The organism is Streptomyces sp. BJ20 (assembly GCF_022869105.1).
Lineage (GTDB): Bacteria > Actinomycetota > Actinomycetes > Streptomycetales > Streptomycetaceae > Streptomyces > Streptomyces griseoincarnatus.
Genome location: NZ_CP094918.1, coordinates 5,430,268 through 5,456,460 on the forward strand (window position 1 = coordinate 5,430,268; position 26,193 = coordinate 5,456,460).

General features: G+C 72.2%; 21 protein-coding genes. 11 read left to right on the forward strand and 10 right to left on the reverse strand.

Annotated features, from left to right (window positions below):
• Nucleotides 1-176: 176 nt before the first annotated feature.
• The 3 genes from MTR79_RS24595 to MTR79_RS24605 are packed head-to-tail and all read left to right on the forward strand — an operon-like array spanning nt 177 to nt 2,951.
• On the forward strand, nt 177-1,100 hold the full coding sequence (locus MTR79_RS24595; RefSeq protein ID WP_086698799.1) for an ABC transporter ATP-binding protein: 924 nt from the start codon (nt 177-179) through the stop codon (nt 1,098-1,100).
• The gene (locus MTR79_RS24600; protein ID WP_086698798.1) at nt 1,097-1,867 is read left to right on the forward strand and encodes an ABC transporter permease; all 771 of its coding nucleotides are present in this window, start codon (nt 1,097-1,099) and stop codon (nt 1,865-1,867) included. The genes MTR79_RS24595 and MTR79_RS24600 overlap by 4 nt, the downstream gene beginning before the upstream one ends.
• Nucleotides 1,868-1,922: 55 nt before the next feature.
• Nucleotides 1,923-2,951, forward strand: coding sequence for a COX15/CtaA family protein (locus tag MTR79_RS24605; protein ID WP_244791981.1), 1,029 nt, complete (start codon nt 1,923-1,925; stop codon nt 2,949-2,951).
• On the opposite strand, the gene MTR79_RS24610 is transcribed toward MTR79_RS24605, so the two are convergent.
• The 4 genes from MTR79_RS24610 to MTR79_RS24625 form a co-directional block, all read right to left on the reverse strand.
• On the reverse strand, nt 2,909-3,646 hold the full coding sequence (locus MTR79_RS24610; protein ID WP_086698795.1) for a nucleotidyltransferase domain-containing protein: 738 nt from the start codon (nt 3,644-3,646) through the stop codon (nt 2,909-2,911). The genes MTR79_RS24605 and MTR79_RS24610 overlap by 43 nt on opposite strands.
• 488 nt (nt 3,647-4,134) lie before the next feature.
• Nucleotides 4,135-5,241, reverse strand: coding sequence for an amidohydrolase family protein (locus MTR79_RS24615; protein WP_244791982.1), 1,107 nt, complete (start codon nt 5,239-5,241; stop codon nt 4,135-4,137).
• 84 nt (nt 5,242-5,325) lie between these two features.
• Complete coding sequence (locus MTR79_RS24620) at nt 5,326-5,658, reverse strand: hypothetical protein (protein ID WP_086698991.1); 333 nt, start codon at nt 5,656-5,658, stop codon at nt 5,326-5,328.
• A gap of 94 nt (nt 5,659-5,752) precedes the next feature.
• On the reverse strand, nt 5,753-6,706 hold the full coding sequence (locus MTR79_RS24625) for a heme o synthase (protein WP_244791983.1): 954 nt from the start codon (nt 6,704-6,706) through the stop codon (nt 5,753-5,755).
• 340 nt (nt 6,707-7,046) lie between these two features.
• On the opposite strand from MTR79_RS24625, the gene tkt reads away from it, so the two are divergent.
• The 5 genes from tkt to pgl are packed head-to-tail and all read left to right on the forward strand — an operon-like array spanning nt 7,047 to nt 13,661.
• On the forward strand, nt 7,047-9,134 hold the full coding sequence (gene tkt, locus MTR79_RS24630) for a transketolase (protein WP_086698990.1): 2,088 nt from the start codon (nt 7,047-7,049) through the stop codon (nt 9,132-9,134).
• Nucleotides 9,135-9,168: 34 nt separating this feature from the next.
• Complete coding sequence (tal, locus tag MTR79_RS24635) at nt 9,169-10,287, forward strand: transaldolase (RefSeq protein WP_189463160.1); 1,119 nt, start codon at nt 9,169-9,171, stop codon at nt 10,285-10,287.
• A gap of 4 nt (nt 10,288-10,291) precedes the next feature.
• Nucleotides 10,292-11,815 carry a glucose-6-phosphate dehydrogenase gene (gene zwf / locus MTR79_RS24640; RefSeq protein WP_086698987.1) on the forward strand — a complete coding sequence of 508 codons (1,524 nt, stop codon included), beginning with the start codon at nt 10,292-10,294 and terminating at the stop codon, nt 11,813-11,815.
• The gene (gene opcA / locus MTR79_RS24645) at nt 11,812-12,879 is read left to right on the forward strand and encodes a glucose-6-phosphate dehydrogenase assembly protein OpcA (RefSeq protein ID WP_244791984.1); all 1,068 of its coding nucleotides are present in this window, start codon (nt 11,812-11,814) and stop codon (nt 12,877-12,879) included. The genes zwf and opcA overlap by 4 nt, the downstream gene beginning before the upstream one ends.
• Nucleotides 12,876-13,661, forward strand: a complete 786-nt coding sequence (gene pgl, locus MTR79_RS24650) for a 6-phosphogluconolactonase (protein WP_122216816.1) — start codon at nt 12,876-12,878, stop codon at nt 13,659-13,661. Before opcA ends, pgl begins: the two co-directional genes overlap by 4 nt.
• A 142-nt stretch (nt 13,662-13,803) precedes the next feature.
• Here pgl and MTR79_RS24655 read toward each other — a convergent pair whose 3' ends face one another.
• From MTR79_RS24655 to MTR79_RS24675, 5 genes are all read right to left on the reverse strand, one after another.
• Nucleotides 13,804-14,643, reverse strand: coding sequence for a carbohydrate ABC transporter permease (locus MTR79_RS24655; protein ID WP_102638967.1), 840 nt, complete (start codon nt 14,641-14,643; stop codon nt 13,804-13,806).
• Nucleotides 14,640-16,004, reverse strand: a complete 1,365-nt coding sequence (locus tag MTR79_RS24660) for an ABC transporter permease subunit (protein WP_244791985.1) — start codon at nt 16,002-16,004, stop codon at nt 14,640-14,642. The genes MTR79_RS24655 and MTR79_RS24660 overlap by 4 nt, the downstream gene beginning before the upstream one ends.
• Nucleotides 16,005-16,009: 5 nt before the next feature.
• Nucleotides 16,010-17,338, reverse strand: coding sequence for an ABC transporter substrate-binding protein (locus MTR79_RS24665; RefSeq protein WP_189366306.1), 1,329 nt, complete (start codon nt 17,336-17,338; stop codon nt 16,010-16,012).
• 103 nt (nt 17,339-17,441) lie between these two features.
• A complete protein-coding gene (locus MTR79_RS24670) occupies nt 17,442-19,061 on the reverse strand; it encodes a glycoside hydrolase family 13 protein (RefSeq protein WP_189366305.1) in 1,620 nt (539 codons plus the stop codon).
• A gap of 184 nt (nt 19,062-19,245) precedes the next feature.
• Nucleotides 19,246-20,517 carry an ABC transporter substrate-binding protein gene (locus MTR79_RS24675; protein WP_189366303.1) on the reverse strand — a complete coding sequence of 424 codons (1,272 nt, stop codon included), beginning with the start codon at nt 20,515-20,517 and terminating at the stop codon, nt 19,246-19,248.
• A gap of 126 nt (nt 20,518-20,643) precedes the next feature.
• On the opposite strand from MTR79_RS24675, the gene MTR79_RS24680 reads away from it, so the two are divergent.
• From MTR79_RS24680 to MTR79_RS24690, 3 genes are all read left to right on the forward strand, one after another.
• A complete protein-coding gene (locus tag MTR79_RS24680) occupies nt 20,644-21,159 on the forward strand; it encodes a PadR family transcriptional regulator (RefSeq protein ID WP_048458410.1) in 516 nt (171 codons plus the stop codon).
• A complete protein-coding gene (locus tag MTR79_RS24685) occupies nt 21,156-21,908 on the forward strand; it encodes an ABC transporter ATP-binding protein (RefSeq protein WP_048458409.1) in 753 nt (250 codons plus the stop codon). Before MTR79_RS24680 ends, MTR79_RS24685 begins: the two co-directional genes overlap by 4 nt.
• 109 nt (nt 21,909-22,017) lie before the next feature.
• Nucleotides 22,018-24,300 carry an ABC transporter permease gene (locus MTR79_RS24690; RefSeq protein ID WP_244791986.1) on the forward strand — a complete coding sequence of 761 codons (2,283 nt, stop codon included), beginning with the start codon at nt 22,018-22,020 and terminating at the stop codon, nt 24,298-24,300.
• A 208-nt stretch (nt 24,301-24,508) separates the two neighbouring features.
• On the opposite strand, the gene pgi is transcribed toward MTR79_RS24690, so the two are convergent.
• Complete coding sequence (gene pgi, locus MTR79_RS24695) at nt 24,509-26,161, reverse strand: glucose-6-phosphate isomerase (RefSeq protein WP_244791987.1); 1,653 nt, start codon at nt 26,159-26,161, stop codon at nt 24,509-24,511.
• Nucleotides 26,162-26,193 lie beyond the last annotated feature (32 nt).

Here is a 26,193-nt window from a genome sequence, read left to right on the forward strand (position 1 = left end):
GATCGGACCGGGCCGCCCCGGAACACCTCGTCGGCACCCTCCGCACCCCCTCCGACCGGCGCACTTGTCGTTCCGCAGCACATTCCGGGCGGCCCGCGCAAGACCGCGTTTCCCTTCCAGCGGCTCCCCGCACCCCCGGGCCTGGCCCCCTCGGAGGCTCCCTAGACTCATGACCCATGCGAAGTGAGCCCGTGGTCCAGGTGCAGGCCCTGGTGAAGCGGTACGGCACGAAGACCGCGGTGGACGGCCTCGACCTGGCGGCCCGGCAGGGCGTGACCGCCGTGCTCGGCCCCAACGGAGCGGGCAAGACGACCACGGTCGAGATCTGCGAGGGGTACCGGCGGCCGGACTCCGGCACGGTGCGCGTCCTGGGCCTCGACCCGGTCCGCGAGTCGGCGGCACTGCGGCCCCGTATCGGCGTGATGCTCCAGTCCGGCGGCGTGTACGCGGGGGCGCGGGCCGACGAGATGCTGCGGCACGTGGCGAAGCTGCACGCGCGCCCGCTGGACGTGGACGCGCTGATCGAGCGCCTGGGCCTCGGCTCCTGCGGCCGTACGTCCTACCGGCGGCTGTCCGGCGGGCAGCAGCAGCGGCTCGCGCTGGCGATGGCCGTGGTGGGCCGCCCGGAACTGGTGTTCCTGGACGAGCCGACCGCCGGCCTCGACCCGCAGGCCCGCCACGCCACCTGGGACCTGGTCCGCGACCTGCGCGACGACGGCGTCTCCGTCGTCCTCACCACGCACCACATGGACGAGGCCGAGCAGCTCGCCGACGACGTGGCGATCATCGACGCGGGCCGGGTCGTCGCCCAGGGCTCCCCCGAGGAACTGTGCCGGGGCGGCGCCGAGAACACCCTGCGCTTCTCCGGGCGGCCCGGGCTGGACGTGGCGTCGTTGCTGAAGGCGCTGCCCTCCGACGCGTCGGCCGCCGAGGTGACGCCGGGCTCGTACCGGGTCACCGGCAAGGTCGACCCGCAGCTGCTCGCCACGGTGACGTCCTGGTGCGCGCAGCACGGTGTCCTGCCGGACCGGATCTCGGTGGAGCGGCACACGCTCGAAGACGTGTTTCTGGAGCTGACGGGCAAGGAGCTGCGTTCGTGACCGCCACCGGGACCTACTCTCCGCAGCCGGGCGCCGCGCCGCCGGCCCGCATGATCGCCGCGCAGGCCGTGCTCGAGACGAAGATGCTGCTGCGCAACGGCGAGCAACTGCTGCTCACCGTGGTCATCCCCACCCTGCTGCTGGTGCTGTTCAGCACCGTGGACGTGGTGGACACCGGCGACGGCGCGGCGGTGGACTTCCTCGCGCCCGGCATCCTCGCGCTCGCGGTGATGTCGACCGCGTTCACCGGGCAGGCCATCGCGACCGGTTTCGAGCGCCGCTACGGCGTGCTGAAGCGGCTCGCCGCCTCCCCGCTGCCGCGCTGGGGGCTGATGACCGCCAAGACGCTGTCGGTGCTGGTCACCGAGGTGCTCCAGGTGGTCCTGCTGACGGTGATCGCGCTGATGCTCGGCTGGGACCCGCAGGGCGGCGCCCTCGCCGTGGTCGCGCTGCTGGCGCTGGGCACGGCCGCCTTCTCCGGCCTCGGGCTGCTGATGGCCGGCACGCTCAAGGCGGAGGCCACGCTCGCCGCCGCCAACCTGGTCTTCCTGCTGCTGCTCGTCGGCGGCGGGGTCGTCGTGCCGCTGGACAAGTTCCCCGGGGCGGCGCAGGACGTGCTCGGCCTGCTGCCCATCGCCGCGCTGTCGGAGGGCCTGCGGGACGTGCTCCAGCACGGCGGCGGGATGCCCTGGGCCGACCTGGGGATCCTCACCGCCTGGGCGGTCGTGGGTCTCGCTGCCGCGGGGAAGTTCTTCCGGTGGGAGTGAGCACGCGATGACCGCGACCGACCCTCGTGAAAGCGTGCACAAGCGGACGCCTACGATGGGACGCGTGCCAAACGTGACCCGCGCCGACGCCCCGACGCCGCTGCGCAACCCGCTCGCCTTCATCGCCGCCCGCTGGACCCCGGACCCCCGGACCGTCCGGCGCGCGGCCCTCGCCGCGCTCGTGATGTCGGTGGTCATCGTGGTCACCGGCGGCGCGGTCCGGCTGACCGGTTCCGGCCTGGGCTGCCCGACCTGGCCCAAGTGCACCGAGGACTCCATCCACAACACCGCCGAGATGGGCGTCCACGGCTACATCGAGTTCGGCAACCGCCTGCTGACGTACGTGCTGTGCGCGGCCGTCGGGTGGGCGATCGTCGCCGCCCGCTCGCAGAAGCCTTACCGGCGCAGCCTCACCCGGCTGGGCTGGGCGCAGTTCTGGGTCGTCATGGGCAACGCGGTGCTCGGCGGCATCGTGGTGCTCGTCGGTCTGAACCCGTACACGGTCGCGGCGCACTTCCTGCTGTCCTCGGCGCTGATCGCGGTCGCCACCGTGATGTGGCAGCGCACCCGCGAGGGTGACGCCGAGCCGCGGCCGCTGGTCGGCAAGGCCGTGGTGCAGCTGGTGTGGTTCCTGGTGGCCGCGTCCGTGCTGCTGATCGCGGTCGGCACGGTGGTCACGGGCGCGGGTCCGCACGCGGGCGACTCCAGCGAGGTCGCGCGGATGCCGGTCGACTGGGAGGCCGTGGCCAAGCTGCACGCCGTGCTGGCGTGGATCGTGGTGACGCTGACGTTCGCCCTGTGGTTCGTGCTCAAGGCGGTGGACGCCCCCAGCGGCCCGCTGGCCCGCACCCGCGAGCTGTTCCTGATCCTGCTGGCGCAGGGCGTGATCGGCTATGTGCAGTACTTCACCGACCTGCCCGAGGTCCTGGTGGGCGCGCACATGTTCGGCTCGTGCGTGATGTGGATCTGGGTGCTGCGGGTCCTGCTGTCCCTGCGCGAACGCCCGGAGGAGACGGCCCCGGCGGCCACGCCCGTGCCGGCTCAGGAACCGGCCACCAGCGCGTCGATCGCCGGCCCCAGGTAACCCCGGACCAGCTCGGCGCGCCGACGGATCCATCCCTCGTCGGTGGCCACCGTCCCGCCGTAGCGGCGCGCCCGGACGTCCGCGACGACCTCCCCGGGAGCGCCCAGCCCCGGCAGCACCTCCAGCGCCTCCCGCTTGGAGATCAGCCGGCCCTCCCTGACGGTGACGGCGGCGCGCGCGAAGGTCACCACGCCCAGGTCGACCCAGATGTCCCGGGTCCAGAGGTCGGTCCGGTCCACGTACGGCCGCCAGTAGTCGCGCTGGTCGCGCATCACGTACGCGGCGAGTTCACCGTCCGGCACCGGCGGCAGGACACCGGTGGGCGGCGCCCCGCGCAGCACCCGCCCGAAGGTGTGCAGCTCCGTCCGGGTGACCGGGGTGACGGTGCGCCGGAACAGCCGCTCGTGCGCCCACGTGAGGTGGCGCCGCTCCGCGCCCGCGGCGGTCCCGGGGGTGAGATACGTGCAGTGGAGCCCGTCCGCGAGCGGTTCGGCGCGCATCCGGTTGTGCAGGACGGCCACCCGCCACACGGCGCCGGGGCTCGGCGGATGCGGCAGGACGGCGATCAGGTCGAGGTCGCTGCGGCCCTCCACGTAGTCACCGGCGGCCAGTGAGCCGTGCGCCCACACGGCGACCGGGGACAGGGGCGCGAGCCCGGCGAGGAAGCGGTCGAGCAGGGCGTCGGTCTGCTGCATCCGCCCAGTCTCCACCCGGGCACTCCCCCGGACGTCGTGTTCCGGGCAGGCCGTGGACCCGGCCTGCCCCAGCTCCCGGCCGGCCCGGGCCGTGCACCGGCCCCGCCCCCGCCGTCCACGGCATCCCACCGGGGCGCCCGGCCCACGACATCCAGCCGGTCCAGGCCGCACACCCCACCCCACGCCCTCCAGGGCATCCCGCCCGGACGCCCGCCCCACGACATCCGGCCGGTCCAGGCTGCACACCCCACCCCACGCCCTCCAGGGCATCCCGCCCGGACGCCCGCCCCACGACATCCGGCCGGTCCAGGCTGCACACCCCACCCCACGCCCTCCAGGGCATCCCGCCCGGACGCCCGCCCCACGACATCCGGCCGGTCCAGGCTGCACACCCCACCCCACGCCCTCCAGGGCATCCCGCCCGGACGCCCGCCCCACGACATCCAGGGCATCCCGCCCGCCCGGGCGCCCGGCCCACGGCATCCGGGTCAGTCCAGCCCGTACACCCGAGCCGCGTTGCCGGAGGCGATCATCGTGGCGACGCGCCGGGCGTCGTCCAGGGACCAGGCGCCCTCGGTGACCCAGCCGCCGAGGACCCGGGCGAGGGCCTCGCGGAAGAGGTGGGCGCCGACGACGTGCAGCTCGGGCAGGCCGCGGGCGCCGCTGGAGAAGAGGATCTTGCCGAAGGGGGCCAGCTCCAGCACCTCCGCCAGCACGGTCGCGGCACGGGCGCCGGTGCGGACCAGGGCGGCGCCGCAGTCGGCGTAGACGTGCGGGAAGACGCCCGCGAGGTGGGCGGCGTGCCGGTGGTACGGGTAGCCGTGCAGCAGCACCAGGTCGGTGCCGAGGCCGACGGTGGCCCGGACGAAGTCGGTGAGCAGCACCGGGTCGGTGCGGTCGACGCGCGCGTCGGGGGCGCCCAGCCCGGCGTGCAGCTGGAGCGGCAGTCCCGAGGCCACGGCGATCCACAGCAGGTGGCGCAGCAGCACCGGGTCGGTCAGCCGGTCCCCCGCGCCGCGCGCGGCCATCCAGCGTCCGGCCGCGCCGCGCACCGCCCTCGGCCCGGGCGGTTCGGGGGCGAGCGCGAGACCGTGGCGCAGTCCGGCGACGGAGGTGAAGGCGACGGCGTGCGCGGCGGCGCCGTGCACCGACTCGGCGAGGTTGGCGAGGAAGGACTCGACGGTGCCGGAGGTGTCGGCGACCTGTTCGGCGAGCTGCTCAAGGCGGACGATCTCGTGCGCCTCGGCCTGGCCGGCGCGGGCCAGCTCGCCGGGGTCGGTGAGATCGCCGGGCAGGCCGGTGTCGACGAGGTAGGCGGTGATGCCGCTGCCCCGCAGCAGCCGGCGGCCCGCCTCGGCCGTCCCCAGCTCACGACGGCGGGCGAGGTAGCGGGCCGGCGGGCAGTGCGGTTCCAGCCCCAGCAGCGGCGGGCACCAGCGGCGCACCGCGAACCCGGTCTGGGTGTCGAAGAGGGTGGTGCCGGGCGCCGGCGGTCCCTCGGTGCGGGCCAGCTGGGCCTCGAACGTGCCGAGGCCCAGCTCCGTACGCAGTACGCCGTGGCAGTACTGGTCCACGAGGGACGGCGGGTCGATCATCTCCGGACTCTCCCCGTGTGGACGCTGTCGCTGCCTACAGGTCCTAACGGGTGAACCGGGGAAGAGGTGTTGCCCCGGGGACGGTCAGTCGTTGGAGGGGCCGCCGACCTGGATGCCCGCCATGCGGCTCCACTCGTACGGACCGGTCCTCACCTTGGCGGCGAAGTCGCCGTCGAACTGCTCGTGCACGGGGATGCCCGCCTTCTCGACGGCCAGCCGGGCGATCTCCATGGAGGGCGCGTGCACATCACCCCAGGCGCCGTCCTCGCCGACGAGGACGATCCGGGCGCCGCGCTGTCCGAGGTACTCCACGTGCCCCTCCGCGCCGCCGTGCTCCTTGGCGTAGCCGCCGATCCGCTTGGCGAGCCGGGCCGCCTTCTGCCCGTCCTTCGGGTCCACCTGCTGCGTGTCTGCCATGAGCAGGATGCTACCGACGGGTAGATCGAACGGCGACGGGCAGGGTCCGTGGCCTTGGCCACGTGCCCCGCCCGTCGGCGTGCGGATGGGCGTCTCAGCGCAGGAAGGGGTCCACCGCGATGGCGACGAAGAGCAGCGAGACGTAGGTGATGGACCAGTGGAAGAGGCGCATCTCCTTGAGCTTGGCGCCCGTCACCTCGGCCTTGGCGCGGTGCAGCAGCGCGTGCGCCTCCCAGAGCCACCAGCCGCCGGCCGCCAGGGCGACCGCGGTGTAGAACCAGCCGGTGTAGCCCATCGGGGTGAGCAGCAGCGACACGCCGACCATCACCCAGCTGTAGAGGACGATCTGCTTGGCGACCGCCTTGTTGCCGGCGACGACCGGCAGCATCGGCACGCCCACGCGCGCGTAGTCCTCCTTCACCTTCATGGACAGCGGCCAGTAGTGCGGCGGCGTCCAGAAGAAGATGACGAGGAAGAGGACGACCGGGGCCCAGGACATCGAGTTGGTGACGGCGGACCAGCCGATCAGCACCGGCATGCAGCCGGCGATGCCGCCCCACACGATGTTCTGCGCGGTGCGGCGCTTGAGGATCATCGTGTAGACGACGACGTAGAAGAGGAGCGCGCCGAGGGACAGCCAGGCGGACAGCCAGTTGACGGTGAGGCCGAACAGCAGCGTGGAGACGACCGCCAGGGTGATGCCGAAGACCAGGGCCTCGCGCGGGCTGGCCATGCCGGTCACCAGCGGGCGCTGCGAGGTGCGGTCCATCAGCGCGTCGATGTCACGGTCGATGTACATGTTGAGCGCGTTGGCGCCGCCCGCCGACAGGTAGCCGCCGACACAGGTCAGCAGCACGAGCGTCAGGTCGGGCACGCCCTGCTGCGCCAGGAACATCACCGGGACGGTGGTGATCAGCAGCAGTTCGATGATCCGCGGCTTGGTGAGAGCCACGAAGGCCATGACACGGGCCCGGAACGGCCGATGCGCAGGGCTCTGACTCGTCCCCAAAACCCCCGCCGGGCGGGATTCAACGGCCGTCACGCACACCCCTACAGAGACATCCCAGCGAGCCGTCCCTGTGAAGTGCAGGTAAAGGCTCGCGCGTACCACGCCACTCTAGACGTTGCCCAGACCCCGGCATTCGCGGGGGTCCGGTCGTGTTCGCGGCCCCCTCTCCGAGGTGCGTCCCGAAGCTCGATTGAGCACGCGGATGAGCGGCTCCGTATTCATCTGCCGAATGCGGAAACTCACCGGTCAGGAGGCGGATCCCGGGGAGTGCCCGCACTCTGGAACGACCCGGAAAAAGGCACGTCCTACGGGGGTAGGCTCGACCACGCCGGTGGGCAGTCACCGGCATCCGACATGTGGAGAGGAGCCCTGACTCAGGGTGAGCACAAAGCCGACCACCACAGACCTCGAGTGGACCGAGCTGGACCAGCGGGCCGTCGACACCGCCCGCGTCCTGGCCGCCGATGCCGTACAGAAGGTCGGCAACGGCCATCCGGGTACGGCGATGAGCCTGGCGCCTGCCGCCTACACCCTCTTCCAGAAGGTGATGCGGCACGACCCGGCGGACGCCGACTGGGTCGGGCGAGACCGCTTCGTGCTGTCCGCCGGTCACTCGTCCCTGACCCTCTACACCCAGCTCTACCTGGCCGGCTTCGGCCTGGAGCTGGACGACCTGAAGTCCTTCCGCACCTGGGGCTCGAAGACCCCGGGCCACCCGGAGTACGGGCACACCACGGGCGTGGAGACCACGACCGGCCCGCTCGGCCAGGGTGTCGCCAACGCGGTGGGCATGGCGATGGCCGCCCGCTACGAGCGCGGGCTGTTCGACCCGGAGGCCCCCGCCGGGGAGTCGCCGTTCGACCACCACATCTACTGCATCGCCGGTGACGGCTGCCTCCAGGAGGGCATCTCCGCCGAGGCGTCCTCGCTGGCCGGGCACCAGAAGCTCGGCAACCTGATCCTGCTGTGGGACGACAACCACATCTCGATCGAGGGCGACACGGAGACGGCCGTCTCCGAGGACACGGTCAAGCGGTACGAGGCGTACGGCTGGCACGTGCAGCGCGTGGCCCCGAAGCCCGACGGCGACCTGGACCCGAACGCGATCTACGACGCGATCCAGGAGGCGAAGAAGGTCACCGACCGGCCGTCCTTCATCGCGATGCGCTCGATCATCGCCTGGCCCGCCCCGAACGCGCAGAACACCGAGGCCGCGCACGGCTCGGCGCTCGGCGACGACGAGGTCGCGGCCACCAAGCGCGTCCTGGGCTTCGACCCGGAGAAGACCTTCGAGGTCGCCGACGAGGTCATCGCGCACACCCGCAGGGCGCTGGAGCGCGGCCAGGCCGCCCGCTCCGTGTGGGAGAAGTCCTTCCAGCAGTGGCGGGACAACAACCCCGAGCGCGCCGCCGAGTACGACCGGATCGCCGCCGGTGAGCTGCCCAAGGGCTGGCAGGACGCGCTGCCGGTGTTCGAGCCGGGCAAGGGCGTCGCCACCCGCGCCGCCTCCGGCAAGGTGCTGCAGGCGCTCGGCGCGGTGATCCCGGAGCTGTGGGGCGGCTCGGCCGACCTCGCCGGCTCCAACAACACGACGATCGACAAGACGTCGTCGTTCCTCCCGGCGGACAACCCGCTGCCGGAGGCGAACCCGTACGGCCGCACGATCCACTTCGGCATCCGCGAGCACTCCATGGCCGCGGAGATGAACGGCATCGCGCTGCACGGCAACACCCGCATCTACGCCGGCACCTTCCTGGTGTTCTCGGACTACATGCGCAACGCCGTGCGTCTGTCCGCGCTGATGCACCTGCCGGTGACGTACGTGTGGACGCACGACTCCATCGGTCTCGGCGAGGACGGCCCGACCCACCAGCCGGTCGAGCACCTCGCGTCGCTGCGCGCCATCCCGGGCCTGAACGTGGTCCGCCCGGCCGACGCGAACGAGACCGCGATCGCCTGGCGCGAGATCCTCAAGCGCTGGACCAAGGAGTTCGGCAAGGGCGCCCCGCACGGTCTGGCGCTCACCCGCCAGGGCGTGCCGACGTACGAGCCCGACGAGGACGCGGCCCGCGGCGGCTACGTGCTGTTCGAGGCCGAGGGCGGCGAGCCCGAGGTCGTCCTGATCGCCACCGGCTCCGAGGTGCACGTCGCCGTCGAGGCGCGCGAGCGGCTCCAGGCCGACGGCGTGCCGACGCGCGTGGTGTCGATGCCGTCCGTCGAGTGGTTCGAGGAGCAGGACCAGGGGTACCGGGACAGCGTCCTGCCGCCGTCCGTGAAGGCGCGCGTGGCCGTCGAGGCGGGCATCGGTCTCACCTGGCACAAGTACGTGGGCGACGCCGGCCGCATCGTCTCGCTGGAGCACTTCGGCGCCTCCGCCGACGGCAAGGTGCTGTTCCAGGAGTACGGCTTCACCGCCGACAACGTGGCCGCCGTCGCGCGGGAATCGATCGCCGCCGCCCGGCGCTGACGCTCACATACGACACGTAGGAGATGGAATTTCCATGACAGACGCACTGAAGCGCCTTTCCGACGAAGGCGTCGCGATCTGGCTGGACGACCTGTCGCGCAAGCGGATCACGTCCGGCAACCTGGCGGAGCTGATCGACCAGCAGCACGTCGTGGGCGTCACCACCAACCCGACGATCTTCCAGAAGGCGATCTCCGAGGGCGACGGCTACGACACGCAGCTCACCGACCTCGCGGCCCGGAAGGTGACCGTCGAGGAGGCCGTCCGGATGATCACCACGGCGGACGTCCGTGACGCCGCCGACATCCTGCGCCCGGTCTTCGACGCCACCGACGGCCAGGACGGCCGGGTGTCCATCGAGGTGGACCCGCGTCTGGCGCACAACACCCGGGCGACGGTCGCCGAGGCCAAGCAGCTCGCCTGGCTGGTGGACCGGCCGAACACCCTCATCAAGATCCCGGCGACCGAGGCGGGCATCCCGGCCATCGCCGAGGTCATCGGCCTGGGCATCAGCGTCAACGTCACGCTGATCTTCTCCCTGGAGCGCTACCGCAAGGTGATGGACGCGTTCCTGACCGGTTTGGAGAAGGCCAAGGCCCGCGGCCTGGACCTGTCGAAGATCCACTCCGTGGCGTCCTTCTTCGTGTCCCGCGTGGACACCGAGATCGACAAGCGGATCGACGCGCTCGGCACGGACGAGGCCAAGGCGCTGCGCGGCAAGGCCGCCATCGCCAACGCGCGTCTGGCTTACCAGGCGTACGAGGAGGTCTTCTCCACCGAGCGCTGGACCGCGCTGGAGCGCGAGGGCGCCAACAAGCAGCGTCCGCTGTGGGCGTCCACCGGTGTGAAGGACAAGGCCTACAAGGCGACGATGTACGTCGACGAGCTCGTGGCGCCGAACACGGTGAACACCATGCCGGAGGCGACGCTGTTCGCCACCGAGGAGCAGGGCGAGATCCGGGGCAACACCGTCGCGGGTACGTACGAGCAGGCGCGCGCCGACCTCGACGCGGTCGAGGCGCTCGGCATCCCGTACGCCGAGGTGGTGCGGCTTCTGGAGGACGAGGGCGTCGACAAGTTCGAGGCGTCCTGGAACGACCTGCTGAAGTCGACCGAGGCGGAGCTCCAGCGCCTCGCCCCCTCGGAGGGCTGAGATCTTGTCGAGCAGCAATCCGCTGCGTGACCCCGCTGACCGACGGCTCCCGCGTATCGCGGGGCCGTCGGGCCTGGTCATCTTCGGCGTCACGGGTGACCTGTCGCGCAAGAAGCTGATGCCGGCCGTGTACGACCTCGCCAACCGGGGGCTGCTGCCGCCGGGCTTCTCGCTGGTGGGCTTCGCCCGCCGGGAGTGGGCGAACGAGGACTTCGCGCAGGAGGTCCACGACGCGGTCAAGGAGCACGCGCGGACCCCCTTCCGCGAGGAGGTCTGGCAGCAGCTCATCCAGGGCATGCGCTTCGTGCAGGGCACCTTCGACGACGACGAGTCCTTCGAGCGGCTGCGCGGCACGATCGAGGAACTGGACAAGGCGCAGGGCACGGGCGGCAACTTCGCCTTCTACCTGTCGGTGCCGCCGCGGTCCTTCCCGGTGGTCATCCAGCAGCTGAAGAAGCACGGTCTCGCGGACCAGACGGGCGGCTCCTGGCGGCGCGCGGTCATCGAGAAGCCGTTCGGGCACGACCTGAAGTCGGCGGAGGAACTGAACGCCATCGTCCACGAGGTGTTCGCGCCGGATCAGGTCTTCCGGATCGACCACTACCTGGGCAAGGAGACCGTCCAGAACATCCTGGCGCTGCGCTTCGCCAACACGATGTTCGAGCCGATCTGGAACCGGTCCTTCGTGGACCACGTGCAGATCACGATGGCCGAGGACATCGGCATCGGCGGCCGGGCCGGCTACTACGACGGCATCGGCGCCGCCCGTGACGTCATCCAGAACCACCTGCTGCAGCTCCTCGCGCTGACCGCGATGGAGGAGCCCGCCTCCTTCGACGCGGACGCGCTCGCCGCCGAGAAGACCAAGGTGCTCGGCGCCGTGCGGCTGCCGAAGGACCTGGGCCGGGACACCGTGCGCGCGCAGTACGCGTCCGGCTGGCAGGGCGGCGCGAAGGTCATCGGCTACCTGGAGGAGGAGGGCATCGACCCGGCCTCCAAGACCGACACCTACGCGGCGATCAAGGTGGGCATCGACAACCGCCGCTGGGCGGGCGTCCCCTTCTACCTGCGCACCGGCAAGCGGCTCGGCCGCCGGGTGACGGAGATCGCGGTGGTCTTCCAGCGGGCGCCGCACTCCCCCTTCGACACCACGGCCACCGAGGAGCTCGGCCAGAACGCCATCGTGATCCGCGTCCAGCCGGACGAGGGCGTCACGGTGCGGTTCGGCTCGAAGGTGCCGGGGACGTCGATGGAGATCCGGGACGTGTCGATGGACTTCGCGTACGGCGAGTCGTTCACCGAGTCCAGCCCGGAGGCGTACGAGCGGCTGATCCTCGACGTCCTGCTCGGCGACTCCAACCTCTTCCCGCGCACGGAGGAGGTCGAGCTGTCCTGGAAGATCCTCGACCCGATCGAGGAGTACTGGGACGCGCACGGCAAGCCGGCCCGGTACCAGGCCGGCACCTGGGGACCCGTCGAGGCGGACGAAATGCTCGAGCGAGACGGACGGAGCTGGCGCCGGCCATGAAGACAGACCTCACGGACACCACGGCCAGCAAGATCAACAAGGCGCTGGTGAAGGCGCGGCGGGCCATCGGCACGCCGGCCGTCGGCATGGTGCTGACCCTGGTCATCGTGACGGACGAGGAGAACGCCTACGACGCCCTGAAGGCGGCCGGTGACGCCTCGCGCGAGCACCCGTCCCGCACGCTGGTCGTCATCAAGCGCGTCTCCCGCTCCCCGCGCGACCGGACGCAGTCGCGGCTGGACGCGGAGGTGCGGGTCGGCGCGGACGCCGGGACCGGCGAGACGGTGGTGCTGCGGCTGCACGGCGAGGTCGTCGACCACGCCCAGTCGGTGGTGCTGCCGCTGCTGCTCCCGGACGCCCCGGTGGTGGTGTGGTGGCCGGTCAACGCGCCGCTGGACCCGGCGAACGACCCGCTGGGCGCGCTGGCCCAGCGCCGGGTGACCGACACCTACGCCTGCGAGCAGCCGGTGAAGGAGCTGGCCGCCCGCGCCGACGCCTACACCCCGGGCGACACGGACCTGTCGTGGACCCGTATCACGCCGTGGCGTTCGATGCTGGCCGCCGCGCTGGACCAGATCGCCTGCCAGGTGCAGGGCGTCGAGGTGGAGGGCGAGGAGTTCAACCCGAGCTGCGAGCTGCTGGCGATGTGGCTCGCGGACCGGCTGGACGTCCCCGTCAGGCGCACCCGTTCGGCCGGCCCGGGTCTCACGGCGGTCCGGATGGACACCGACTGCGGCCCGATCGTGCTGGACCGGGCCGACGGCTCGCTGGCGACGCTGGCCATCCAGGGCCAGCCGAAGCGGGCGGTGGCGCTCAAGCGCCGGGACACCGCGGAGCTGATCGCGGAGGAGCTGCGCCGGCTGGACCCGGACGACACCTACGCGTCGGCCCTGCGCTACGGCGTGGAGCGGCTGAAGCAGGAGAACGGCGGTGACGCGCCGGCCAAAGGAGAACGGAACTCCGGGGAACGGGAGGCCGTCCCCGCTCCCGTCGAGTCGGTTGCGAAAGGTCCCGCGGCCGAAGCGACGGCGGAGGCACCGGTGAAGAAGGCGGCGGCGAAGTGAGTACGGCACCCCAGCTGGTCGTGCACCGGGACAAGGAGCTGATGGCGCAGGCCGCGGCGGCCCGGCTGATCACCAGGATCGTGGACGCGCAGTCCTCGCGGGGCGAGGCGTCGGTCGTGCTGACCGGGGGCCGCAACGGCAACGGCCTGCTGGCCGCGCTGGCCGCCGCCCCGGCCCGGGACGCGATCGACTGGTCGCGCCTGGACCTGTGGTGGGGCGACGAGCGGTTCCTGCCCGAGGGCGACCCGGACCGCAACGTCACCCAGGCCCGCGAGGCGCTGCTGGACGCGGTGCCGCTGGACCCGAAGCGCGTGCACGCCATGCCCGCGTCGGACGGCCCGCACGGCTCGGACGTGGAGGCGGCGGCCGCCGCATACGCGGCGGAGCTGGACGCGGCGGCGGGCCCGGAGGACCACGGCCCGGTGCCGGCCTTCGACGTGCTGATGCTGGGCGTGGGCCCGGACACCCATGTGGCGTCCCTGTTCCCCGAACTGCCCGCGGTCCGCGAGACGGAACGCACGGTGGTCGGCGTCCACGGCGCCCCCAAGCCCCCGCCCACCCGGGTCACCCTCACCCTCCCTGCGATCCGCGCGGCCCGCGAGGTGTGGCTGCTGGCGGCGGGCGAGGACAAGGCGGAGGCCGCGGCCATCGCCCTCTCGGGAGCGGGCGAGATCCAGGCCCCGGCAGCGGGAGCGTACGGCCGCTCCCGCACGCTGTGGCTCCTGGACGCGGCTGCGGCTTCTCAACTCCCGAGGTCGCTGTACCCCCCGGCGACGGCCTGACCTGTCAGGCCCGCACGGCGTATGTCAAGCCCGTCCGGCGTTTGAGGACGAGGCCCGAAGGGCCGACAGGGGGTCTGGGGCGCAGCCCCAGGGACGGGAAGGGAAGGGGCGGAGGGGGCGAACAACCCCTCCGCCCCGCCCCCTACTTCACGGACCCCGCCATGACCCCCTGCACGAAGTGCCGCTGGAACGCGAAGAACACCACCACCGGCACCACCAGCGACAGGAACGCCCCCGGCGCCAGCACATCCACGTTGCTGCCGAACTGCCGGATCTGCGACTGCAGCTGCACCGTCAGCGGCTGCGACGAACTGTCCGCGAACAGCAGCGCCACCAGCATGTCGTTCCACACCCACAGGAACTGGAAGATGGCGAGGCTGGCGATCGCCGGCCGCCCCACCGGCAGCACCAGCCGGGTGAAGATCCGCCACTCGTTGCCGCCGTCCATCCGCGCGGCCTCCAGCATCTCCTTCGGCATCTCCGCGAAGTAGTTCCGCAGCAGGAAGACCGCGAACGGCAGCCCGTACGCCACGTGGAACAGCACCACGCCCGGGATGGTCCCGAACAGACCGAGCTGACCGAAGAGCTTGGCGACCGGCAGCAGTCCGATCTGCACCGGCACCACCAGCAGCGCCACGACGACCAGGAACACCGTGTCCCGGCCGGGGAACTCCAGCCAGGCGAAGGCGTATCCGGCGAGCGCGGCGACCACCACGACGAGCACGGTGGTCGGCACCGAGATCAGGACGGTGTTCCAGAACGCCTGGGTGATGCCGGAGTTCCCCAGCAGCGCCGAGTAGTTGTCGAAGGACAGCTGCCCAGGGCTGGTGAACACCGTCCACCAGCCACCCTTCGCGGTGTCCTCCGCGGACCGCAGCGAGGACAGGAACAGACCGGCCAGCGGGGTCATCCAGACCAGTCCGATCACCACCAGGAAGGCCTGCACCACCGCGTTGCCCAGGCCGCGACGGATCACGTTCATCGCTGACTCCTCTTGAAGCGGCGGACGTTGAACACCATGGCCGGGATGACCAGGAGCAGCAGCAGGACGCCGAGCGCGCTGCCCAGGCCCTGGTTGTTGCCGCCGCCGAAGGACACCAGCCACATCTGGGTGGCGAGGACGGTCGCGTCCTCCTGCACGGGCCCGGGCGCGATGATGTAGACGAGGTCGAAGACCTTCATCACGTTGATCACCAGCGTCACGAACACCACGGTCAGGACGGGTGCGAGCAGCGGGACGGTGATCCGCCGGAAGATCTGCCACTCGCCTGCGCCGTCCATCCGGGCCGCCTCCAGCGCGTCCCGGGGCAGCGTGGCCAGGCCGGCCCCGATCAGCACCATCGCGAACCCGGTCCAGATCCACAGGTACGCCCCGATGATCGCCGGGGTGACCAGCGCCGGGCCGAGCCAGGAGATGCCCTCGTAGGGCGGGGCGAAGTTGTCCGAGGGCAGCTTCAGCGCGTACGAGCCGTCGTCGAGGCCGGTGAAGCGGAAGGAGCCGTCGGACGCGGTGGTGGTGCTCGCGACCTTCTTCCCGTCGCGCACCGCCTCGACGGTCAGGCCGGGCAGTCCGCTCTCCTCGCGGTCGACCACGCCCGGCTCCCCTCCTCCGCCGGGCGTGAAGTCCAGGTACACCACGCCGCGCACCTCGTCCGGGGCGGCCGTGTCCGACGCGGCCCCGGACGCGGGTTCGGCCTCGCCGGGCAGGTCCTTGGGGGCGACGCCGACCAGGCCGAGCGCCGCCGTGCCGCCGGGTGAGACGTCGGCGGCGGTGACGTAGGAGCCGTCGCGCTGCGCGGTCAGCCCCTCTCCGTCACGGGCGCGGGCCGTCGGGTAGGAGGAGCTGCCCGTGAAGGCGTCGTGGACGGAGACGACGGCCGCGTTGAGGACGCCCTTGTCGGGGTCCTCGTCGTAGGCGAGGCGGAAGATGATGCCGGCGGCGAGGAAGGACACCGCCATCGGCATGAACAGCAGCAGTTTGAAGGCGGTGGCCCAGCGCACCTTCTCCACCAGCACGGCGAGGATCAGTCCGAGGCCGGTGAGCAGGGTCGGGGCGACCACGACCCAGATGGCCGTGTTGCGGACGGCCTTGAGGGTCGCCGGGTCGCGGAACATCTCGGCGTAGTTCTCGCCGCCGACGAACTCGGTGCCGGTGGCGTCGAAGAAGCTGCGGCCGACGGAGAACAGCACCGGGTAGACGACCAGCGCGCCGAGCAGCAGCAGCGCGGGGAGCGCGAACAGCAGGGCGACGATCCGGCCGCGCCGGCGCAGGCGCCGCCCGCGCGCGCCGTCGGGGTGCGCGGGGGCGGGCCGGGTCGCCTCTTTCACGACTGTGGCGGTCATGGCCGTCAGTTCCCGTAGGCCTTGGCTGCGGCCTTCTCGAGCTCGGCCGCGGTCTTCTTCGGGTCGGACGGGTCACGCAGGAAGTCCTGGAGGATCTTCCACTCGCCGGCGCCCTTGGTGCCGCCGAAGGCCGCGGGGGCCTGGTCGGACATGTCGAAGCGGACCGAGTCGCCGGCCGCGATCAGGGACTCGGCGGTGGCGCGGGTGACGTCGTCGCCGTAGGAGGACACGTCGAGCTTCTTGTTCGGGGAGAGGAAGCCGCCCGCCTCGGCCCAGACGGCCGCGGCCTCGGGGCTCGCCAGGTACTCGACGAGCGCCATGCCGGCCTCGCTGTTCTTGCCGTCCTTGAGGACGACGGCCGCGTCGCCGCCGCTGACCACGGGCGCCTCACCGCCGCCGACCGGCGGGAACGGGAAGAAGTTGGCGTCGGTGCCGATGGTCCGGCCGAACTGGTCCTTGGCGACGCCGGCCACGAAGTCGCCCTCGTAGACCATGGCGGCCTCGGCCTTCGGCCCGAAGACCTTCTCCACCGAGCCGGGGAAGTCGGTGTTCAGGGCCTCCTTCTGGCCGCCCGCGATGAGCTGCTTGTCCTTGAACAGCTTGCCGAGGGTGGTGAGCGCGTCGACCACGGTCGGGTCGGTCCACTTGATCTCGTGCGCGGCGAGGGCGTCGTACTTCTCGGGTCCGGCCTGGGAGAGGTAGACGTTCTCGAACCAGTCGGTGAGGGTCCAGCCGTCCTGGCCGGCGACGGAGAAGGCCGCGAGCCCGGAGTCGGATATGGTCCGGCCGTTCTTCAGCATCTCGTCGTAGGTCCTGGGCTCGGCGACGCCGGCCTGCTCGAGCGCCTCGGGGCTGTACCAGACGGTCGACTTGTGGGCGGCCTTGAAGTAGAGGCCGTACAGGGTGCCGTCGACGCTGCCGTAGTTCTGCCACACCTCGGCGAAGTTGGCGCCGACCGCGGACTGCACCTTCTTGTCCAGCGGCTTCAGCCAGCCCTGCCCGGCGAACTGCTTGAGCACGCCGACCTGCGGGACCATCACGACGTCGGGGGCGTTGCCGCCCTCGATCTTGCTGCCGACGACGGTGGAGACGTTGTCGCCGGTGGAGACGAACTGGGTCTTGGCGCCGGTCTTCTCGGTGAAGGCGTCGAGCACCTTCTGGAAGTTCTTCTGCTCGCTGCCGGACCAGACGCCGGCCACGGTGACAGTCTGGCCGCCGAGCGCCTGGTCGCCGCCGCCGGCCGCGACGGGCTCGCCGCCTCCGCAGGCGGTCGCGCCGAGCGCGAGGACGAGGGCGGTGCAACCGGCGAGCAGGGTGGTACGTCGTCGCATCATCATCGATGTCCCTTCGGGAGACGGGTGTGACCGGGGTGTGCTTTTCGGACAGGTGTTGACCGAGGTGTGCTTCTCGGACGGCTGTTGACCGAGGTGTGCTTTCTCAGGAGCCGTCGATCCACCAGGCGGCGGTGGAGCCGGGGAGTTCCCCGGGCGGGCAGGGGCCGCTGGCGAGCAGCGGGGTGCCGGGGACCGGGGCGGGTACGGGGGCGGTGCCGAAATTGACGGCGCAGACGAGGTCGTCGCCGCGGGCGAAGGCGAGGACGCCGGGCTGGGTGTCCAGCCAGCGGAGAGTGCCCTCGCCCAACTGGTGCAGGGCGGACCGCAGTTGCAGGCCGTCGCGGTACAGGTGCCAGGAGGAGCGGGTGTCGGCGAGGGCGCGGTGGGTGGCGTACTCGGCGAAGTAGTCGGGCTGCGGCAGCCAGGGCTTGGCACCCTCGTCGCCGGAGGTGAAGCCGAACGGTGAGGCCTGTCCGGACCAGGGCAGCGGCACCCGGCAGCCGTCGCGGATCCGGGCGCGGCTGCCGGTGCGCCGGAAGATCGGGTCGGTGAGCACGTCGTCGGGCAGGTCGACGACCTCGGGCAGGCCGAGCTCCTCGCCCTGGTAGATGTACGCGGCGCCGGGCAGCGCCAGCATCAGCAGCGCGGCGGCGCGGGCACGGGCGGCGCCGAGTCCGCTGCCCTCGGCGGGTTCGCCGTAGCGGGTGACGGTGCGCACCTGGTCGTGGTTGTTGAGGACCCAGGTGACGGTGGAGCCGGTGCCGGCGATGTCCTGCATGGCCTCGGAGATGACCTTGCGGAAGGCGTCGGCGTCCCAGGGCGCGCCGAGCAGGTCGAAGAAGAACGCCTGGTGGAGCTCGTCCGGGCGGACGTACTTGGCGTGCTCGCGGGCGGAGGGCACGGAGACCTCGCCGACCAGGAGCCGTTCGCGGCCGTCGCGGGCGGTGTACTCCTCGCACACCGCGCGCCAGTGCCGCCACACGTCGTGCACCTCGGGCTGGTTCCAGGCGAGCGGGTTGACCGAGTCGCGGGTGCGGGCGTCGGCCTCGGGGTCCGGGGAGTCGGGCAGTCCGGGGTGCTTGAACAGTCCCGCGGCGACGTCGATGCGGAAGCCGTCGACGCCCCGGTCCAGCCAGAACCGCAGGACCCGGTCGAACTCGCCGGCGACCTCGGGGTTGCGCCAGTTCCAGTCGGGCTGTTCGGGCGTGAACATGTGCAGGTACCACTGACCGGGCCGGCCGTCCGCCTCGGTGACGCGGGTCCAGGCGGGGCCGCCGAACATGGCGTGCCAGTTGTTGGGCGGCTCACCGCCGTCGGGGCCGCGGCCGTCGGCGAAGTGGAAGCGGGCGCGTTCAGGGCTGCCGGGTGCGGCGGCCAGGGCCTCACGGAACCACGGGTGCTCGCTGGAGCAGTGGTTGGGCACGATGTCGAGCAGCACGCGGATGCCGAGGCGGTGGGCGGAGGCCACCAGCCGGTCGAACTCGTCGAGGTCACCGTAGACCGGGTCGACGTCGCGGTAGTCGGCCACGTCGTAGCCGTGGTCGTGCTGGGGCGAGGGGTAGAACGGGCTGAGCCATATCCCGTCCACGCCGAGCTTCCGCAGGTACGGGAGTCCCGCCCTGACCCCGGCGAGATCGCCGATGCCGTCCCCGGTGCTGTCCAGAAAGCTGCGGACGTACACCTGGTAGATCACCGCGTCACGCCACCAGTGGTGCCTGTTCACCCCGATTGACCTGTCTGTGAGGAGCGCTGTTCGTTATGCATGCATGTTAGGTAGCGGTGAACAGCGGGTGTCAATGAACGTGCGGAAGCTACCGGGAGGTTACGCGGTGCAGATCGGGGCAAATTCGAGTGATTCCGGCGCGAACGAGATGTGCGCGTTACCTAACACGTAACTAGGGAGGGGGTCAGCGGGAGGAGACGGCGGCCAGCTCCTCCGCCAGCCGGCGCACCGCGGCCTCGGGCGTCTGCCGCCCGCTCATCGCGTCGTGCACCACCGCCTGCACCGCCAGGCTGACCTGGTCGTAGCGCGGGCTTTTGGGCCGCGGCGCGGCGGCCAGCACGCTCTCCCGCAGGGTCGGCAGGTACGGGAAGCGGCGCACCAGCTCCGGGTCGTCGTACAGATCGGCCCGTACGGGCGGCAGCGCGCCGCGCGTGAGCACCTGGCGCTGCACCCGCTCGCCGGTGAGGTACGCGAGCAGCCGCGCGGCGGAGTCGGGGTGTTCGGTGTGGCTGCTGACGGCCAGGTTGGAGCCGCCGAGCACGCTGGTCCCGGGGCCGTCCGGTCCCGGCAGGGGCACGGCGCCGACCTTCCCCGCGACCTTGGAGCCCGGGGCGGAGGCGGCGACGTACGCGTAGGGCCAGTTGCGCAGGAAGAGCAGCCGGCCGTCCTGGAAGGCCCGCTTGGACTCCTCCTCCTTGTACGCCAGCGCCTCCTCGGGGATCCAGCCCTCGCGGACCCCGCGGGCCAGGAAGCCGATGCCCTTGCGGGCGGCCCGGGAGTCCACGGTGACGCGTTCGCCCTCGTCGCCGAGGATGGTGCCGCCCGCCGAGTAGACCGCCTCGGCCGCGTTCACGGTGAGCCCTTCGTAGGGCAGGAACTGGCCCGCGTAACCGTCCAGTCCGCGCGCCGGTGCGAGGGTCTTCGCGGCCCGCTCCAGTTCGGCCCAGGTGCGCGGCGGCGCGACGCCCGCCTCGTCGAGGACGTCCTCGCGGTACAGCAGCAGCCCGGCGTTGGTCACGTACGGGACGGCGTACAGCCGGTCGTCGTAGGTGGCCGTGTCGACGACCGGGGGCAGGAAGGCGTCCAGCGGGAACCGGTCGCGGGGCAGCGGGCGGATCCAGCCGGCGGCTGCGAACTCCGAGGTCCAGCTGACGTCGATGTTCAGCACGTCGAAGCGGCCGCCCTCACCGGCCCGCAGGTCGGTGATCATCTGCGCGCGGGTCTCGTCGGCGGAGTCGGGCAGTTCGACGAGGGTGACCTCCTCGCCGGGGTGGGTGCGGTTCCAGCCGTCGAGGACGGAGCCGAGGTAGCCGGTGAGATCGCCGGCGGTGGCCAGGGTGAGCGGTCCGCGCCCGTCCCCGGGGCCCTCGTCGGCGCTCGCCCCGGAGGCGGCATAACCGGTCAGGACGACGATCAGGACGAGAAGGCCCCTACCCGCGGCATGGATCCACCGCATAGGTTCCTCCCTGTACACCGGCACCCGGGCACCCTTGCCGGGGTCAGAGGCCATGTATACCCGTTAGGTATGGGCGATACTAGGTCCTGCGGCACATTACCCAGGAGCGCGAGGAGGAGAGCACGAGTGCGGCTGCCCCTCCTGGCGCTGCTCGCCCGCGGCCCGGCGCACGGTTACGAGCTCAAGCAGGACCTTGAGCAAGTGCTGGGCGCCGCGTACCCTCAGCCGAACGTCGGCCAGATCTACGTCACCCTCGGCCGCCTCGAGAAGACGGGGCTGATCGAGGGCGAGGCCATCGAGCAGTCGAGCCGGCCGAACAAGAAGGTCTACCACCTCACCGAGGCCGGGCACGAGGCGCTGCGCGCCTGGTTCGAGGAGACGGCGGACGAGCCGCGGGTGCGGGACGAGTTCTTCATGAAGCTGGCCCTGGCCCCGCAGACCGGTCTCGCCGACCAGATCTCCCTGATCAACCGCCAGCGCCGCCAGTACTTGAACACGATGCGGCAGCTGTCGAAACTGGCCGCCGCCGAGGACCGGGACAACCGCATCTCCCATCTGCTGATCGAGGGCGCGATGCTGCATCTGCAGGCCGATCTCGACTGGCTGGAGCGGTGTCAGGAAGAGCTGGAGGAGCTTCAGTGAGCGAGAGCGACGCTCCCCTGCTGCGCGCCGAAGGCCTGGTCAAGACCCACCACGGCGAGGGCGCCCCGGCGCACGCCGTACGCGGCGTCGACCTGCGCGTGAGGCGCGGCGAGTTCGTGGCGGTCACCGGTCCCTCGGGCGCGGGCAAGTCGACGCTGCTGCATCTGCTCGGCGGGCTGCAGCGACCGGACGAGGGCTCCATCCGGCTGGACGGCGAGCGCGCCGACGGCTGGAGCGAGGCGCGCTGGGCGGTGGAGCGGCGGCGGCGCATCGGGATCGTCTTCCAGTTCTTCAACCTGGTCTCGGACCTGTCGGTGGCGGACAACGTGGAGCTGCCCGCGCTGCTCGCCGGGGTCCCGCCGAAGAAGGCCCGTGTCGCCCGCCGGGAACTGCTCGCCGAGCTGGGCCTGGAGGGCAAGGAGCGGAGCATGCCGGGCGAGCTGTCGGGCGGTGAGCAGCAGCGGGTCGCCCTGGCCCGGGCGCTGGTCAACCACCCTCCGCTGCTGCTGGCCGACGAGCCCGCGGGCAGCCTGGACAGCAGGGGCACGCGCGAGGTGATGCGGCTGCTGTCCCGCTTCCACCAGCGCGGGCAGACGATCCTGCTGGTCACGCACGACGCCCGGCTGGCGAGCGCCGCGGACCGGGTGATCTCGTTCTTCGACGGCCGGATAGCCGACGACGCCACCCTCGACGCGGGCCCGCCCCCGCGCAGGGCCGGAGCGTCAGGCGTGCTGGAGCTCAGGGACTGACATGCGCGTCCACGACCGACCGGCGAGGCACTGACATGCGCGTCACCCACCGACCTGCCGCGAGCACGCGCATACGCGTCGACGACCGACCCGCGAAGGGCTGAGGCCGGTGCGAGCGACTCTGCGCTGGGCGCACTCCGATCTGCGCACGCACCGCGGCGAGGCGCTGTTCCTGGTGCTCGCCACCGCGGGCATCGTGGTGTCCCTGCTGCTGGCCACGGCCCTGTTCGGGTACGCCACCAACCCCTGGCAGCGCGTCTTCACCCAGGCGCACGGCGCCCACGTCACCCTGCACACCACCGCCTCCGCCGACGCGGACAGGCTGGCGGGTCTGGACGGGGTGCGGTCGGTCGCCGGCCCTTACCCCACCTCCTCGCTGACCCTCGCCTCGCAGGGCGGCCGGGCCTCCGTCGAGGTGCGCGGCACGCGGGACCGGCCCGAGGTGGGCCGCCCGATCCTCACCTCCGGGCACTGGCTGGACCCGGCGACGCCCGACGGCGTGGTGCTGGAGAGCGACCTGGCCCGCGCCCTGCTCACCGCCCCCGGCGACACCCTCACCGTGCCCGGCACCGCGCGGCAGTTCACCGTCGTCGGCGTCGTGGACAGTGCCGAGCCCCGGTTCCGGCCGGGCGAACGGGCGGGGCTGGTGTGGGCGCTGCCGTCGGCGGTGCCGGATCCGGACGGGCAGGTGATCGGGCTGCGGCTGGCCGACCCGGGCGACACCGGGTACGCCGTGCAGCGGGCGGTGACCGAGCTGGGTGCCGGGGCGATCGGCGAGGTGGCGACCTGGCAGCAGGCGCGCGCCGAGGCGCAGGGCGACAACCGGCTGCTGGGGCAGGTGCTGGGCCTGTTCGGGCTGGGTGCGCTGGTCGCCGCCGGGTTCGCCGTGCACGGCGCGATCACCACCCGCATCCGGGGGCATCTGCGGGACATCTCCGTGCTCAAGGCGATCGGCTTCACCCCCGGCCAGGTGGTGCGCGTCTTCCTGATCCAGCACCTCGGTTACGCCCTGCTGGGGGCGGTGGCCGCCGCCGCGCTCACGGAGGCGCTGGGCGGCTTCGTACCGGGGCGGCTCGGTGACGCGGTGGGTGTGTGGCAGGGGCTGCCCGGCCACACGGCCGCGCTGTTCGTGGTGCCGGTGGGGGCGGTGCTGTTCATCGGCGCGACGACCGGACTGGCCGCCTGGCGCGCGGGCCGGGTGCCGCCGGTGCCGGTGCCGCGCCCGGCGGCTGCTCCTGCGGGGCGGCTGAGCGGGGCGGCTCGCCGGGCGCTGGGCACGCGGGTGCCTCCGGCGCTGGTGCTGGGCTGGCACAAGGCGTTCACCCGGCGGCCGCGGTCGCTGGGCGCGGTGGCCAGACTCGCGCTGCCGCTGCTGCTGATCGTGGTGGCGCTGAGCGCGTGGACGACGATCGACCGCTTCCACAGCGCGCCCGAGCGGATCGGGCTGCCCGCGGCGCTCAGCGTCCGCGCCGACGCCTCGCTGGACGACGGGGAGGCGAGGGAGCTGCTGGAGAGCGACCCGCAGGTCGCCACCGCCCACCCGGGCGTGGAGGTGGCCGCGCTGGTCCCCGGCCAGACGGCGACGATCGCCCTGCGCGGGTACGGCACGCACGAGGACCCGTACCCGTTCGCGCTGGCGGAGGGCAGGCCCGCGCACGGTCCGGACGAGGCGGTGGCCGGGCAGGGGCTGCTCGACCTGCTGCACGTCCGGGTGGGCGACTGGGTGCGGATGACCGTCGGGGACCGCCCGCAGATCCTGCACATCGTGGGCCGCAGCATCGAGCCGGAGAACGCGGGACGGGTCATCTCCACCTCCCTCGACACCCTCCGCGCCAACGACCCGGAGATGCGGCCCGGCCACTACCAGGTCCGTCTCGAACCCGGCGCGGACCCGGCGGAGGTGGCGGCGCGGCTCGCGGCGCAGGGCCGCGGCCATCTGGACGTGCACACCGTGGCCAACCCGGCGGACGGGCTGTCCCCGCTGCGCGCGGTGGTCCTGGGACTGGTCGCGGTGCTGTCCCTGATCGGTCTGGTGGAGCTGCTGACGGCGATCGGCGGCACCGTGCGCGAGGGCGAGCGCGACCTGCTGGCGCTGAAGGCGGTGGGCCTGTCGCCCCGGCAGATCACCGCGGTCACGGTCACCGCCACCGCCGGTACGGCACTGGCGGCGGTGCTTCTCGCCACCGCGCTGGGGCTGCCGCTGGCGCACTGGCTGATCGACGCCCAGGGCAGGTCGAGCGGCATCGGCGCGGGCATCGCCCGGCTGCCCTCGCCCGCGCTGCTGGTGCTGCTGGGCACGGCCGCCGTCCTGGGCGCCGCCGCCCTGGCCGCCGTCCCCGCCGCCCGCGCCGCCCGCCGCCGCCTCGCGGACACCCTGAGCGCGGTGGCCTGAGCGGGCTCGGTCGCGGCCCTCCAGGACCGCACGGGACTGACGGTGGTGCGGGGCGTACGGGTGGCCCTGGCGCGAGCCGAACGGATATCCCCGCGGCGGAAGGTGCGGGCGCCCGGACGGCCGGCCCGGGGCCTCGGCGGGACGGGACCGGGGCCTGGGCGCCTACGGGAGCGGGCGGCGAGCAGCCGTCCGCTCCCGTGGCGGTGCGTCAGCTACGTCCGCGCAGCTGTCGGTAGGCGGCGACGAGGGCCTTCGTGGACGGGTCGAGGCCGGGGACGTCGGCGCCCTCGGTCAGGGCGGGCTCGACGCGCTTGGCGAGCACCTTGCCGAGTTCGACGCCCCACTGGTCGAAGGAGTCGATGTTCCAGATCGCGCCCTGCACGAACACCTTGTGTTCGTAGAGGGCGACCAGCTGGCCCAGCACGGAGGGGGTGAGCGACCGGGCGACGATCGTGGTGGTGGGGTGGTTGCCCTGGAAGGTCTTGTGCGGGACCAGGTCCTCGGGCACGCCTTCGGCGCGCACCTCGTCCGGCGTCTTGCCGAAGGCCAGCGCCTGGGTCTGGGCGAAGAAATTGGCCATCAGCAGGTCGTGCTGGGCGGCGAGCCGGTCGCTCAGCTCCTCCACGGGCTGGGCGAAGCCGATGAAGTCGGCGGGGATCAGCTTGGTGCCCTGGTGGATCAACTGGTAGTAGGCGTGCTGCCCGTTGGTGCCGGGCGTGCCCCACACCACGGGGCCCGTCTGCCAGTCGACCTCGCGTCCGTCCCGGCCGACGTACTTGCCGTTGGACTCCATGTCGAGCTGCTGGAGGTAGGCGGTGAACTTCGACAGGTAGTGCGAGTACGGCAGCACCGCGTGCGACTGCGCGTCGTGGAAGTTGTTGTACCAGATCCCCAACAGGCCCATGAGCAGGGGCGCGTTGGCCTCCGGCGGCGCGGTGCGGAAGTGGTCGTCGACGATCCGGAACCCATCCAGCATCTCCCGGAACCGGTCCGGGCCGATCGCGATCATCAGCGACAGCCCGATCGCCGAGTCGTAGGAGTACCGCCCGCCGACCCAGTCCCAGAACTCGAACATGTTCGCCGTGTCGATCCCGAACGCCGACACCTTCTCCGCGTTCGTCGACAGGGCCACGAAGTGCCGCGCCACAGCCTTCTCGTCCCCCAGCGCCTCGAGCAGCCAGTCGCGGGCGGACGTCGCGTTGGTGACCGTCTCGATCGTAGTGAACGTCTTCGACGCCACGATGAACAGCGTCTCCGCCGGATCCAGGTCCCGGACCGCCTCGTGCAGGTCCGCGCCGTCGACGTTGGAGACGAACCGGAACGTCATCTCCCGCGCGGTGTAGGCACGCAGCGCCTCGTAGGCCATCGCCGGGCCCAGGTCCGAGCCGCCGATGCCGATGTTGACGACGTTACGGATCCGCCGGCCCGTGTGACCGGTCCACTCACCGGAGCGGACCCGGTCCGCGAAGTCGGCCATCCGGTCCAGCACCGCGCGCACGGCCGGGACGACGTTCTCCCCCTCGACCTCGACCACCGCGTCCCGCGGCGCCCGCAGCGCGGTGTGCAGCACCGCGCGGTCCTCGGTGGTGTTGATCCGCTCCCCGCGGAACATCGCGTCCCGCAGCCCGGACACGTCCGTGGCCGCGGCCAGCTCCCGCAGCAGCCTCAGCGTCTCGTCGGTGACCAGATGCTTGGAGTAGTCGACGTACAGGTCACCGACCCGGAGGGTGTAGCCGGTGCCGCGGTCCGGGTCGGCCTCGAACAGCTCGCGCAGCCGCACCTCGCCGAGCTCCTCACGGTGCTTGGCCAGTGCGGTCCACTCGGGCGTCTGGTTGAGCCTGCTACGGCCCTCTGCGTTCATCTCGGACTTCAGCCTTCTTCCTTGGATGTCCC

Coding starts and splice junctions, on each gene's coding strand:
- MTR79_RS24675 (WP_189366303.1), bottom strand. CDS start 20,517: ATGCGGTGGATCCATGCCGCGGGTAGGGGCCTTCTCGTCCTGATCGTC.
- MTR79_RS24660 (WP_244791985.1), bottom strand. CDS start 16,004: ATGACCGCCACAGTCGTGAAAGAGGCGACCCGGCCCGCCCCCGCGCAC.
- MTR79_RS24595 (WP_086698799.1), top strand. CDS start 177: ATGCGAAGTGAGCCCGTGGTCCAGGTGCAGGCCCTGGTGAAGCGGTAC.
- MTR79_RS24615 (WP_244791982.1), bottom strand. CDS start 5,241: ATGATCGACCCGCCGTCCCTCGTGGACCAGTACTGCCACGGCGTACTG.
- MTR79_RS24655 (WP_102638967.1), bottom strand. CDS start 14,643: ATGAACGTGATCCGTCGCGGCCTGGGCAACGCGGTGGTGCAGGCCTTC.
- MTR79_RS24605 (WP_244791981.1), top strand. CDS start 1,923: ATGGGACGCGTGCCAAACGTGACCCGCGCCGACGCCCCGACGCCGCTG.
- MTR79_RS24620 (WP_086698991.1), bottom strand. CDS start 5,658: ATGGCAGACACGCAGCAGGTGGACCCGAAGGACGGGCAGAAGGCGGCC.
- opcA (WP_244791984.1), top strand. CDS start 11,812: ATGAAGACAGACCTCACGGACACCACGGCCAGCAAGATCAACAAGGCG.
- MTR79_RS24665 (WP_189366306.1), bottom strand. CDS start 17,338: ATGATGCGACGACGTACCACCCTGCTCGCCGGTTGCACCGCCCTCGTC.
- tal (WP_189463160.1), top strand. CDS start 9,169: ATGACAGACGCACTGAAGCGCCTTTCCGACGAAGGCGTCGCGATCTGG.
- pgi (WP_244791987.1), bottom strand. CDS start 26,161: ATGAACGCAGAGGGCCGTAGCAGGCTCAACCAGACGCCCGAGTGGACC.
- MTR79_RS24610 (WP_086698795.1), bottom strand. CDS start 3,646: ATGCAGCAGACCGACGCCCTGCTCGACCGCTTCCTCGCCGGGCTCGCG.